This window comes from Marinifilum sp. D714 (genome assembly GCF_030851345.1).
Taxonomy (GTDB): Bacteria; Bacteroidota; Bacteroidia; order Bacteroidales; family Marinifilaceae; genus Marinifilum.
Genome location: NZ_JALPNU010000002.1, coordinates 1 through 12,398, shown reverse-complemented (window position 1 = coordinate 12,398; position 12,398 = coordinate 1). Strand labels below are relative to the sequence as shown.

11 protein-coding genes are annotated in these 12,398 nt (G+C 35.8%); 7 read left to right on the top strand and 4 right to left on the bottom strand.

Going from position 1 to position 12,398, the window contains the following annotated elements:
* Window positions 1-150: 150 nt before the first annotated feature.
* Entirely contained in the window at window positions 151-1,272 is a 1,122-nt protein-coding gene (locus tag M0051_RS01835; protein WP_306739845.1) for a saccharopine dehydrogenase family protein, read from the bottom strand.
* Window positions 1,273-1,383: 111 nt separating this feature from the next.
* Window positions 1,384-2,325: a hypothetical protein gene (locus M0051_RS01830; RefSeq protein ID WP_306739844.1), complete on the bottom strand. Its 942-nt coding sequence runs from the start codon at window positions 2,323-2,325 to the stop codon at window positions 1,384-1,386.
* Between the two features lie 310 nt (window positions 2,326-2,635).
* On the opposite strand from M0051_RS01830, the gene M0051_RS01825 reads away from it, so the two are divergent.
* From M0051_RS01825 to M0051_RS01800, 6 genes are all read left to right on the top strand, one after another.
* Complete coding sequence (locus M0051_RS01825) at window positions 2,636-3,766, top strand: DUF4369 domain-containing protein (RefSeq protein WP_306739843.1); 1,131 nt, start codon at window positions 2,636-2,638, stop codon at window positions 3,764-3,766.
* A 66-nt stretch (window positions 3,767-3,832) separates the two neighbouring features.
* Complete coding sequence (locus M0051_RS01820) at window positions 3,833-6,055, top strand: amino acid permease (RefSeq protein WP_306739842.1); 2,223 nt, start codon at window positions 3,833-3,835, stop codon at window positions 6,053-6,055.
* Entirely contained in the window at window positions 6,055-6,858 is an 804-nt protein-coding gene (locus M0051_RS01815; protein ID WP_306739841.1) for an ABC transporter substrate-binding protein, read from the top strand. The genes M0051_RS01820 and M0051_RS01815 overlap by 1 nt, the downstream gene beginning before the upstream one ends.
* A 31-nt stretch (window positions 6,859-6,889) precedes the next feature.
* Window positions 6,890-7,369 (top strand): pantetheine-phosphate adenylyltransferase, encoded by a 480-nt coding sequence (gene coaD, locus M0051_RS01810; RefSeq protein ID WP_306739840.1) that lies wholly within the window; start codon window positions 6,890-6,892, stop codon window positions 7,367-7,369.
* Between the two features lie 3 nt (window positions 7,370-7,372).
* Window positions 7,373-8,509: a serine hydrolase gene (locus tag M0051_RS01805; protein WP_306739839.1), complete on the top strand. Its 1,137-nt coding sequence runs from the start codon at window positions 7,373-7,375 to the stop codon at window positions 8,507-8,509.
* A 21-nt stretch (window positions 8,510-8,530) separates the two neighbouring features.
* Entirely contained in the window at window positions 8,531-9,937 is a 1,407-nt protein-coding gene (locus tag M0051_RS01800; protein ID WP_306739838.1) for a TlpA disulfide reductase family protein, read from the top strand.
* Between the two features lie 36 nt (window positions 9,938-9,973).
* Here M0051_RS01800 and M0051_RS01795 read toward each other — a convergent pair whose 3' ends face one another.
* Complete coding sequence (locus tag M0051_RS01795; protein WP_306739837.1) at window positions 9,974-10,429, bottom strand: OsmC family protein; 456 nt, start codon at window positions 10,427-10,429, stop codon at window positions 9,974-9,976.
* 133 nt (window positions 10,430-10,562) lie between these two features.
* On the opposite strand from M0051_RS01795, the gene M0051_RS01790 reads away from it, so the two are divergent.
* Window positions 10,563-11,261: a Crp/Fnr family transcriptional regulator gene (locus M0051_RS01790; RefSeq protein WP_306739836.1), complete on the top strand. Its 699-nt coding sequence runs from the start codon at window positions 10,563-10,565 to the stop codon at window positions 11,259-11,261.
* 538 nt (window positions 11,262-11,799) lie between these two features.
* Here M0051_RS01790 and M0051_RS01785 read toward each other — a convergent pair.
* Window positions 11,800-12,072, bottom strand: a complete 273-nt coding sequence (locus M0051_RS01785) for a hypothetical protein (protein ID WP_306739835.1) — start codon at window positions 12,070-12,072, stop codon at window positions 11,800-11,802.
* Window positions 12,073-12,398 lie beyond the last annotated feature (326 nt).

Below are 12,398 nucleotides of genomic sequence, written 5' to 3'. Positions count from 1 at the left end.
ACGCTGAAAGCTTAGCTTACGATGTTAAAACATGAACTTCTCACTTTGGAATGTCAACCCACAACATTAAAAACACAAGATTCTACAGTAAAAGTTCAATTAAAAAAGTGCAATGCTGAATTTTCAACGGAGCCATTCAAACTCATTCATTCATATTGACTTTTTGTAAACAACTCCTCTTTCTTTCAAATACTCAAAAACAAAATGAAAGCAAGCCGGATCTTTCCCCAGAAGTTCAGGAGGATTGATTCCTTTGCGAGAGTATTTGCCTTTCAGCAAGATATTGGCAACTGCAGTACAGGTATATCCTGTAGTTCGCGCCATGGATGTAAATCCTTTTTCTTCATCAAACTGATCGAACAAATCATATACAATGCTTTTATTTAAGCCATTTTGAAATCCTTCTAACTCTACCCTCATCACCGTAAACTCTTTCTCATCAGGTTTTAATTTCCATTTTGAAAATAGCAACTTTGAAGTCAAATCAATTGGCTTGATTTTCACACCATCAATATTTATCTTCTCATGAGAAAAATAACCGGTATCTCTCAATACCCTTAAATACTCAATGGTTCCTGGATAGCGTAAGGTTTTTTCAATCATATTGGGAACATTCATGGTTTTAATCAAACTGCGCAATCCATCAGAATTCCATGCCTCCAATGTTCCAATATTTTCAAAGTAGATCAATTCCGGATCAGACAATGCTTCCCGGATAACAATATCACCGTTTTGAACGTATCTAGCAGGTCTGGTATACTCTTCAATCACATCTATTGGAGAAAAAACAGCCCGATACTCCCATGGCCACTCTCTTTTGAATGGCAAGCCACCAACAAGACATTTAAAGCTTTGCACCCTCATTTTTTCATTGTGGTAACCTAATATCAAATTCCCCATTCCAGGAGCTACACCACAATCCGTAACAATACAACAGCCATTATTTTTAGCGAGGCCATCCAACTCAAAAGGATCTTCAGGGAAAAAGGAAATATCCACCATATTTTTCCCGGCCTCAATTACTTCCCGAACTACATTAAACCCCATATTTCCAGGAACAGCACCAACCACCAAATCAGAATCTGCAACCAACTTCCGAACCGTTCCTGCAACCGACAAATCGGCTTTCTTGGTCTTAATTTTAGAATGTCTGGCCAATTGTTCCAATACTTTTGCATCATGATCAACGGTGGTTACAGCAAAAGATTCACTTAAATCAATAGCAATTAGTTTTCCAACCAATCCAGCTCCTAATACAGTTATTTTTTTCATGCTATGATTATTTAATTACCAATGAAGCTATTATTTAAAAAATTAAATATCATCTAATAAACTTGGAAACAAATCAATATCATATGATATAATTGTTGTCTATTTCATTTTTCATACTGATTTAGGATCCAAATTATTAATATATGTGAGATACAAGGTAAGGCTATAGAAAAAAGCAAATAGAGAAAAAAAGATTTCAAAAATTTCAAACCCACCAAACATAGAAGAAATTAGGAGAAAAAAAGCAAGTGAAAAAAGACTTGGATATGGAAATATGAGTTGAAATCTTGGTGTTCGATAACTACGACGTGGAATCCATCCCAATAAACACAATGTGAATAATACAATTGCTGATAAAGGATAAATTACAGGAAAATATAGATTGAATATGTTATGCAAATTCAATTCAGATTGATAATTTACCTCTTTAATTGCCATTGGAGTCTCAACATTGAAAATCCTCTGTCCCCAGCTTATTTCTTCAAAAGCTATAAATAAAATTAAAACAGAAAAGACCGCAAAAAGAGTATTAGTAGCTCCTATAGGAAGCTTGTACTTGATTCTTCTTAAGAAAAAGACAAGAATAAGAATCAGTCCGGAAAAAAACAGTAGAAAAAAAGAAAAATACTCAAAAAATCCATCTTCATCTAACAAAAGATTAATCAAATAACTTTTCTCCAGATGTGTCATCATTAATACTGGGAATCCAATAATTGCAGATGCTATTATTAAGTTTCGATGGTATTTTGTGAGTACATTTTTTTCGTAATTATCCCCTAGAAAAAAAATCCTTACCCTTGTAGGCAAAAAAATACATTCTAACCGGGATCCCAATTTCGTATACATAAATACAAAAACACCAAGCCACAAACCAAAACAAATATTTAAATATGCCTGAATGATATTATTCAACCCTAACAATCCGGTATGTATATAACCATCGGGTGATAAATATATTTCTACGAAATAAAAGGATGCCTCAGCAATTTCAAGAGAAAAAATGCTCAATAGAACTAATATTACAAGACAAACAACCATGATTGCATTCTTCATATTTAAATAATTTCTTCTTGTATTCATCACCTAATCTCCTTTTACAGTAGCACTTTTCAATAATAATTTACAAAGATTTTAGAATAGGTGAACAAAAATCTTGAATATTTACTGTAAACAATCACTATTTAAATCTTAAATTTCCATAGTATTAGACTACATATTTCATTCAAAATTGAATATTCTCCATTACAGGTAAGCCGTTACATAATTCAAATTGGTATATTTGATTTTAAATTTTCATAAAAAAATCTAACTTTAATTAGATCTAGATTATAAAGAATATCTCAAACACCTTAATACTAATACAATGAACAAAGTAATTTGTCTTTTTCTGCTTTCTATCACTTTAATAATTCCTATCCATGCTCAACAAAAATCCTTCACCCTTAAAGGAATGATTGGTGGGCTACAGGAAGAATATATTTACCTCTACCAGTATGATGGTGAGACCAAGGAATTAATTGATTCTGTTAAAACCAAAAACGGAGAGTTTAAATTCGAAGCAGCTTGTGAGCAGGCATTTATTGCTGAATTCAAGGTAGCAGGCCGAAAAGCTGGCAAGGCATTCCTGTCTCCAACGAAAATGAGTCTATTTGTTCACAAAAAAGATATGAACCACAAATTTTTGATTGGCAAACTAAAAGGATCTCCTGCCCAAGACAGATATGAAGATTTTCAAGCAAAACTAGCCGAAAACAACAAACAAAAATTAAAAATTGCTGAAAATCTGGAAATTCCGGAAATACAATCTGATTCGGTTAAAAAAAATCAATTCCTGAAGGAATATTCCAGACTAAATCAATTCAGAGATGAGTATTACTACAAATATGCATCTTCCCCGGTTGTTGCCTATCTGATCTATCAGGAATACTTTGCTTCAAAACGTAGTTTGGAGTATGTAAAAGAGCAATTGAAAACCTTAAAACTGGCTAATCCGAATGGTTTGTACGTTAATAATTTGCAAAAAAGAGTTGATATTATTGAAACACTTCAAAATAAAGGACAGTTTCCTGAAATTAAGGCTAAAACCCTGGACGGTAAAGAATACCAACTATCACAACATAAAGGAAAACCCATATTGTTGTACATTTGGAGATGCTGGTTCCCTGATCGAGCTCAAGAATATTATGATGGAATTAAAGATATTACAAACACTTTTCCATCATTAGATGCTGTTAACATTATTCGATATTCATCATTTGCTAGAGTAAGAATTCCTGGAACCACTAAAAGCAAAGCTTGGCATCCAGAGCCTAGACCAGAATTAAATTGCATAGAAATTGGAAGTCTAAACCAAAGCGTTGAAGTTGTGCGATACTTGGATAGAGGATTCAATGCATACCTACTTGATAAGAATGGTAAAATCATTTATCACCAAGATGAGCTGAACACGGAATTGTTAAAATCTCAAATCTCCAAACATCTTTCAAACCTGTAGTATTCATTATCAATTTCGATTAACTATATTTAGCACTTTGATAAAAGAGACTAAAGAAATTTAACTATGCCCGATAATTTACTGAAAAACAAAGCCAATTTTGGCACCATGCCGGTTTTCCTAACTGCCATTTCAACCATTTTAGGAGCAATTTTGTTCCTTCGTTTTGGTTGGGCTGTTGGTAATGTTGGATTTATTGGAGTAATTGGAATCATTATCTTAGGTCATTTAATTACCATTCCTACAGCAATGGCTGTAGCTGAGATTGCAACCAACCAAAAAGTGTTAGGTGGAGGAGCCTACTATATCATTTCCAGATCTTTTGGATTAAACATTGGTGCTGCAATTGGAATCACACTCTACCTTTCGCAGGCAATTTCGGTGGCCTTTTATGTTATTGCTTTTGCCGAGGCTTTTGATCCGGCAATTCAATGGCTCGCTGATAACTACGGAATTTTAATTTACGACAAAAGAGCCATTAGTATTCCGACCATGACCATTTTGGCTGGCTTATTTCTTTATCGTGGAGCGAACATGGGAATGAAAGCCTTGTATGTTGTGGTAGCAACTTTAGGTCTTTCCTTATTCATGTTTTTTATAGGAACACCAGAAAATGCACCAACAGAAATGGTTTTGGATGCTACTATTGAAAATCCAAAGGGTTTCTTTTATGTATTCACCATTGTCTTCCCGGCATTTACCGGTTTGGCTGCTGGTTTAGGTTTATCCGGTGATTTAAAAAACCCAAGAAAATCGATACCAAGAGGAACCATTTGGGCAACCATTGGTGGATTAGTGATCTACATTTGGGCCGCTTACAAATTTACTGTTTCTGCCAGTCCTGAAGATTTGGCCAGCAATCAGCTAATCATGAGAAAGATTGCCATTTGGGGACCAATCATTCCAATTGGTTTGGCTGCAGCTTCTCTATCTTCAGCATTGGGTTCAATCATGGTTGCTCCAAGAACCCTGCAGGCAATTGGTTTGGATGACATTTTCCCTCAAAAGGGATTGAATAAATGGTTAAAATCTGAAAGCAAGAAAAATAATGAACCCATTAATGCTTCAGTGATTTCCATTGTCATTGCATTCGTTTTTGTTTTTATTGGTGATGTTGATTTTGTTGCCCAGATTATTTCCATGTTCTTCATGGTAACCTATGGGGCAATTTGTATCATTTCGTTCCTTGAACATTTTGCGGCCGATCCTTCATACCGTCCAACCTTCCGTTCCAAGTGGTATTTATCCTTAATGGGAGCAGTTCTTTCGGTTTGGATCATGTTCCAAATGAATATGACTTATGCCATATTGTCATTAATGATAATGGGTGGTATTTACTATGGAATAAATGTAACCGCGAAAGAAAACAGAGGCTTGGCAAAACTCTTCCGTGGTGTAGTATTCCAGTTGAGTCGCCACTTGCAAATTTTTGCACAACGAGCCGAAAAAGGGGATCGCGAACTAAGCTGGAGACCTTTTGCCATTTGCATTTCACAAGATTCATTTAAACGGAGATCGGCATTCGATCTGTTAAGATGGATTTCTTACAAATATGGTTTTGGAACCTATATTCATTTCTTGGAAGGATTCTTAAACGAGGAAACCAACGAAGAGTCGAAACAGGTAATGAACAAGTTGATTAACCTGGCTTCGGGAAGTAAAAACCGGGTTTATCTCGATACAATAATTTCTCCATCCATGACTTCGGCAATTGCCCAGGTAATGCAATTGTCAGGAATATCAGGACATGGTTATAACACCATACTGTTCGAATTTTCGAGAACAGAATCAGAAAGGTTGAATTATGTGATTGACAATTACAAATTACTCGAATCAACCCATTTCGATGTTTGTATTTTGAATACATCCTATAAAGGATTTGGATATCAGAAAGAAATTCATGTTTGGATTGGCGCCAACGATTTGGAAAATGCTAACTTGATGATTCTATTGGCCTACATCATTCAAGGACATCCTGACTGGAAAAAAGGAACCATTAAGATCTTTGCAATCTATCCAGGCGACCAGCTGGAAAGCCAGAAAGAAAAACTATTGGCTTTGATCAAATCTGGTCGATTACCAATATCTCCAAGCAATATTCAGTTAATTAATGCAAACTACGCCAACAAGAAACAAGTAATCATGTCAAAATCGATGGATGCCGATTTAAGTATTCTTGGTTTTAACCATGAAGATGTAGTTGAAGAAGGTGTTGATTTGTTTACTGGCTTTGAAGATATGGGTAACATACTTTTTGTGAGTTCTTACAAAGAAATTAAAATTAAGTAATGGCTGATTTTATTAAAGTTACCGATGATTTGGGTCGAGAGGTAAGCATTCCCTTTCCTCCCAAAAGAATCATTCCTGCAGTTCCATCAACAACTGAATTTCTATTCGATTTGGGATTGGAAGGTAAAGTAATTTCACGCACCAAGTTTTGTCGGTATCCAAAAGGAAAGATTGAAAAGCTGCCTAATATAGGAGGTCCTAAAAACTTGTATGTGGATAAAATCAATCTCTTAAATCCAGATTTAATTCTTGTTAACGAAGAGGAAAACAACAAAGCACAGGTGGAGGCCTTAATGGAAGATTTTCCAGTGTATGTAAGCAAGGTTCGAAATTACGAGGACGCTCTTCAAAATATTTTAAACACAGGAAAAATAACGGGTACAGAGCCTAAGGCTTTCGAAATCACAAATACGATACGAGCTGGTTTTGCTAAAATTCCTAAAAGGGATGAACCAATAAAAGTTTTGTACCTGATTTGGAGAAATCCTTTCATGGGAGTTGGCAAAAACTCGTTTATTAATTCGATGCTGGAAATTTGTGGATTTGAAAACATTCTACCAGATCCACAAGAAAGGTATCCAAACCTGAGTGCTGAAAAAATAAAGGAGTTAAACCCTGATTTGGTGCTGTTATCTTCGGAACCATATCCTTTTGAGGAAGCCAACATCAAAGAAATTAAAGACATTCTTCCCAATGCTAAAATTGAATTGGTAGATGGAGAGATGTTCTCATGGTATGAATCGCACATGCTGCAAGCAGCAGATTATTTTATAAACTTGATTAAAAAAATTAAAGCAGAATAATGTCTATTTTTGCTTTAAAAATTACAACTAAATGGAACGCATAGCTATTTTTCCCGGATCATTCGATCCTTTTACTATCGGACACGAATCAATTGTGACCCGGGCATTACCACTATTCGATAAAATTATTATTGCAATAGGATATAACTCAGAAAAGAGACAGTTTTTCCCAATCGAAAAGCGCATTCAATGGATTAAAGAAGCATTTAAAAACAATCCGAAAATTGAGGTAGAAACTTTCGAAGGACTTACCGTTGAATATTGCAAATCGAAAAAAGCACATTTTATTTTAAGAGGTTTAAGAACTGCTGCCGACTTTGAGTACGAACGTGCAATTGCTCAGATCAATAAAAAGATGGCTTACGAGTTGGAGTCAATTTTCCTTTTAACTACTCCTGAGCATACTATGATCACCTCAACCATTGTTCGCGATATCATTCGTCATGGTGGCGATGCTTCTCAGTTTTTACCTGAAGTAATTGATCCTGATGCATACAAATTAAATCCATAAGATATGTCAAGAATAAGCAAAACTGTTTTAATTCTCGCTTTATTAACGGCACTTTGGATGCTTTTAGCACCTAATTATTTGCGAACAAGTCTTATTTATTGGTATGCCAATATCGATGATTATAAGATTTTCGAAAATACCGAGGTCAATGTTGCCGATGGCAGAGAATGGAAAGAATCTGATTCATACAACAAATATGAATTGGAAACTTCAGATCGTGAATATCTGGAAGATCATGAAACAGTTGCTTATTTGATCATACAAGACGGAAAAGTATTATACGAAGAATATTGGGATGGCTATGATGCAGATTCTCATTCCAATATTTTTTCTGCTACCAAAAGTATCGTTAGTCTGTTAATTGGTATCGCAATTGACGAGGGCAAAATTAAATCGGTAGATGAGCCTATTGGAAATTACCTTGAAGAATTTGCCAATGATGAACGTGGTAAAATAACCATTAAAAACCTGCTTACCATGAGTTCAGGTTTAGATTGGGATGAAGCATACAGTAGCCCAACATCAATTACCACCAAAGCCTATTATGGCAAAAAATTAAGAGAAGTTAGTACCGATCAGGAGTTAATCGAGAAGCCTGGAGTTCGTTTTAGATACCAAAGTGGAAACACACAGCTGTTGTCTTTTATTGTGGAAGAAGCTACCGGTGAAACCATTTCGAAATATGCTGAAAGAACATTGTGGAAACCAATGCATGCAGTAAATACCGCACTTTGGAGTTTGGATAAAAAAGATGGCGACGAAAAATCGTTCTGCTGTTTTAATACCAATGCTCGAGATGCAGCTCGTTTTGGTCAATTGGTATTGAACAAAGGTTCATGGAATGGCAAGCAATTAATTTCTGAGCAATACCTGACAGATGCTACCACAACTGCAGCATATTTGTTAAACGAAGAAAAAACCGCACCGCTCGATCATTACGGATACCAGTACTGGATTCTTCCATACAAGGGTATGCATATTCCTTACATGCGAGGTCATCGAGGACAATACATTTACGCAATTGCAGAAAAAAATGCAGTTGTGGTTCGTTTTGGTAAAGCCAAAGATGAAATTAAACAAGGCCAGATTACAATGGATATACCAAAGTATGTCGACATCGCCTTAAAAATTCTGAATTAGAAAACCTTTGAAAGTTTCACCATGAAAAATCTGTTTTTTCTTACTTTATTCTTGTTGTTTTCCTTTGCTGCTAATGCTGAAAAAGTAGTTCTATCAGGAACAGCAAAATCTTATGCAGGAAGCACTATCAGTATCATGTATCATACTGATTCATTTACCTACACAAGCGAGAAAATTACCGATTTTAAAGTGGATGAAAATGGCGAATATTCTGTCGAGCTTGATGTAGACAACACTCAACTAATTTATCTTCCTTTAGATGTGTACAAAGGTTTCTTGTATGTTGAGCCAGGTAAAAAATATGAGCTAAGATTGCCTCCCAAACAAGAGTTAAGTCCAGCGCAAAAGCTAAATCCTTTTTTCGAAGCCGATGAATTGATGATTGGAATTGCGAACGCCGAACCAAACGAATTGAATAGAATGATTCGTACACTGGATGACAAAATGGATTCCTTTATCAATCAGAACTTTTACAAGATTTACAGAAAAAAAGAGAAATCGGAAGGAATTCAATTCTCCGAACAGCTAAAACATGAATTTGGCAGCATAAAAAATGAGTTTTTTAGCGAATATTTTCGCTATCGATTGGGGTTTTTGAAGTTCTTATCCAACCCAAATGATTTCCTAAAAATTGAAAATGATTTTTTCAAGAATCAGAACATTCAGCTGAATAATCCAGCCTATATGAGTCTGTACAAAAAGCAGTATGGGAACTTTTTTAACGGATATTTTAAGCAGAAAGAAAGCCTGGCATTGGGCAATGCTTACAAATCGGAAAATACCTATGCCGAAATCAAGGAATTAATGCAAAAATATCCTGCCTATGCAAATGCTCAATTGCTGGATATGATCATTGCAACATCCACATTTGATTCCTACACCAGAAAATTTATTGGAAAAGAAAAAACACTTTCTATCCTACAAGATATCATTAAGGCATCGAACAACAATTACAACAAAAACCTTTGCCGCAACTTCATTGCTAAAATTACTCATCTGCAGAAAAACTACCCTGCTCCTGATTTTAATCTTGGCGGAGTTCAGTTGGCAGATTTTAAAGGAAAATACCTTTACCTGAATTTCTGCAACACTCAATCTTACCCTTGTTTGCAAGATTTTAAAGAGATTGAGAAACTTAAGCAAAAATTCGGACAACACATTGAGTTCTTAAGCATTGTTTGCGATTGGGATGTGAAAAAATGGCTGGAATTCTCTAAAAACAACACGTACAGCTGGAAATTTGTACCCATTGGTAATCAACATCAGTTAATTCATGAGTACAAAGTGAAGGCTTTTCCTAGCTATATACTAATCGATCCGAAAGGAAACATTGTTAAAGCTCCTGCACAGGCACCAAAAGAATACATCCATTTGGAGTTCATTAAAATTGCCAGGGATGCTGCCAGAAAATCACAAAAAAAGAATTAAAAAACCACCGCTTTAAAAAGTGGTGGTCGATATCCTTTAAGCTTTAACCAACTTTTTGGTTTTTAATTTCAACTCAACAGGAGTTATATTTCTTAGATTATCTGAGACCGGGCATCTGTCCTCGATTGCTTCCATCCATTTTGTCAACTCTTCTTCACTAGCATCACAATCTGGCTCAATTGACACCTCTATTGCCTTATAACCTGCTCGATCTTCAAAAGATTTACCAAATAATCGATTAGGATTTAACTCTCCTGCCATTTTAATTTTCACCGAACGAAGTTTAATATTCATTTCATTGGCAATAACGTGAGCCATTACATTAATACATCCACAAAAAGCTGCCAGGATATACTCCACTGGATTGGCTCCCTCATTGGTTCCACCTAATTCTGCCGGTTCATCAATAACAATCTCAAACCCTCGTGCCTTTACAACTGTTTTGGTAGGGTTTTCACTATGAGCATTAACTCTAAATTTTAAATCTGACATCTTATTCTACTTATCTAAATTGTTCCTCAAAAATGCCCCATCTCTGCAATACAGAAAATTATTAGCCCATGTATAGTTTCACTATATTTGGTGCAATTTAATATCAATTTTAGCCAGTAAATTCCTTGAGAAAATGAATATCGAATTTCTAACCGAAGGGCAACAATGTAAGCAAGAGTCAATTAGCGCTAAAGATTGCTTTAATGCTTTAACTCCTGATCAAAAAATATTGGTGGAAAATTCCACCACGCTGCTTCAATTTGCCAAAGGTGAGACCATTATCAAACAAGGATATGTAGCTTCACACATCCTTTTTTTGGAAAAAGGAATTACCAAAGTAGATGTAAGCAACGATTCAAAAATTTCGACAGTAGGACTATTGGGAAGTGGTTCTTTTATAGGCTTACCCTGCAGCTTTGCTTGTAAAAGTTTTGATTTTTCAGCCGTTGCATTGGAAGACGCAAGCATTCGAATGATAAATATGGATGTTTTCCAAAGCTTGTTAAAGGAGAATGGAGAATTTGCCCTTAAACTCGTACGCCATATGTCATTAAGCACAAGTACAATGTTGCATCGAACTTGTCGAATTTCAGGGAAAAATGTAGAAGGATCGTTGGCTTTAATCCTTCAGGAGTTAAGCAATATTTATGCGAGCTCCACTTTCACATTACCAGTAACCCGTATAGGACTTGCCTCATTGGCCGGATGCTCTAAAGAAAGTGTTATCAATTCACTCACCAGGTTTCATAACGATGGTATTATTGATCTTGCAGATAAAAAAGTATCAATACTAAAACCAGATCTATTGGATTTGATCGTGAAGAATGGATAGTTGATTTTCAGGTGTGCTGCGCAAAAATCACATCAGCCTTCGCATTTTTAGAAGATGCTTCTCAAAAATAAGCTCCGCTGCGGAAAAAATTCTCAAATCTTTGAATTTTTAAGCCAAGCATTGACATTTTGAAGCCATGCCTACTCATTTTGAAGCCACGCTGCGCAAAAATATGCTCCGCTGCGCACTTTTCTCATCGCGCTGCGCGTTTTTATGATCCGCTGCGGCAAAATATGCCAAACCTGCGCACTTTTAAGCCGCGCTTCGTCAAAAGTTGCCACGCTGCGGATTTCTATGCTGCGCTGCGCCAAATTTTGGTGCGCTGCGCATTTTTCCCTAGCCTGCGCGGGGCTTTCAGAAGGTTTTATACCGATTACGAATTAGAATGTTTAGTACATTTCATTTCTAAAAGTTCTTTAATTATGCATCGGCATAATACTCGTGCTATTCAATCTGCAAATGGTATTACAAAAAACCCGGCTGCACTTTCATGCAACCGGGGGTACAAAAGGTTATTTGTAAGAAGACACCATTTAAACTATTCTGTAATATTTCCTTCTTGCTCCTCTCGCTCTTCTCTTAATTTGCGGAAATATACCGAGGAGTATTTCTCCAATCTTTCTTCGTTTTCCCGCAATACATATTTACCGTATTCACATATCTGGTCAACTGCCTCTTTAAGATACGCGTAAGCACGATGTCTAATCTCTTTGCTTGGCTTATCATTCTCGTCTCTCTCACTATTAATAGCAATAAGCAATGGCCTCAAACTATTTGCAAATCTTAAATGAAAATGTTTTATAACACACATACTTATGGGTTACCTTTTAATCATAACCGGAATAAAGAGATGTAATATTAATTAAATCACAAAAAATTATGAGAAAAGTATTATTTATTACAGCAGCTTTGCTGTTTATATGGTCGTGTAGTAAAGATGACGCAAGCGAATCATTTGTTGATCGGGAATCGGAAAAATAAGTTTTTTACCATCCAGCCTGACAATGAGCATGTAAAGCTAATGTATGATTATTTAAAAAACACGCCGGAACAATTTGATGCATTACAGGAGAAGCTACTTGGCACACCACACTGGAGCCGGGAAGTAAGTTACACATCAAACGGAAAACCAATGTA

What these genes read in the sequence shown, in the direction of transcription:
- M0051_RS01835 (WP_306739845.1), bottom strand. Translation starts at nt 1,272, where the DNA reads ATGAAAAAAATAACTGTATTAGGAGCTGGATTGGTTGGAAAACTAATT.
- M0051_RS01830 (WP_306739844.1), bottom strand. Translation starts at nt 2,325, where the DNA reads ATGAAGAATGCAATCATGGTTGTTTGTCTTGTAATATTAGTTCTATTG.
- M0051_RS01825 (WP_306739843.1), top strand. Translation starts at nt 2,636, where the DNA reads ATGAACAAAGTAATTTGTCTTTTTCTGCTTTCTATCACTTTAATAATT.
- M0051_RS01820 (WP_306739842.1), top strand. Translation starts at nt 3,833, where the DNA reads ATGCCCGATAATTTACTGAAAAACAAAGCCAATTTTGGCACCATGCCG.
- M0051_RS01815 (WP_306739841.1), top strand. Translation starts at nt 6,055, where the DNA reads ATGGCTGATTTTATTAAAGTTACCGATGATTTGGGTCGAGAGGTAAGC.
- coaD (WP_306739840.1), top strand. Translation starts at nt 6,890, where the DNA reads ATGGAACGCATAGCTATTTTTCCCGGATCATTCGATCCTTTTACTATC.
- M0051_RS01805 (WP_306739839.1), top strand. Translation starts at nt 7,373, where the DNA reads ATGTCAAGAATAAGCAAAACTGTTTTAATTCTCGCTTTATTAACGGCA.
- M0051_RS01800 (WP_306739838.1), top strand. Translation starts at nt 8,531, where the DNA reads ATGAAAAATCTGTTTTTTCTTACTTTATTCTTGTTGTTTTCCTTTGCT.
- M0051_RS01795 (WP_306739837.1), bottom strand. Translation starts at nt 10,429, where the DNA reads ATGTCAGATTTAAAATTTAGAGTTAATGCTCATAGTGAAAACCCTACC.
- M0051_RS01790 (WP_306739836.1), top strand. Translation starts at nt 10,563, where the DNA reads ATGAATATCGAATTTCTAACCGAAGGGCAACAATGTAAGCAAGAGTCA.
- M0051_RS01785 (WP_306739835.1), bottom strand. Translation starts at nt 12,072, where the DNA reads ATGTGTGTTATAAAACATTTTCATTTAAGATTTGCAAATAGTTTGAGG.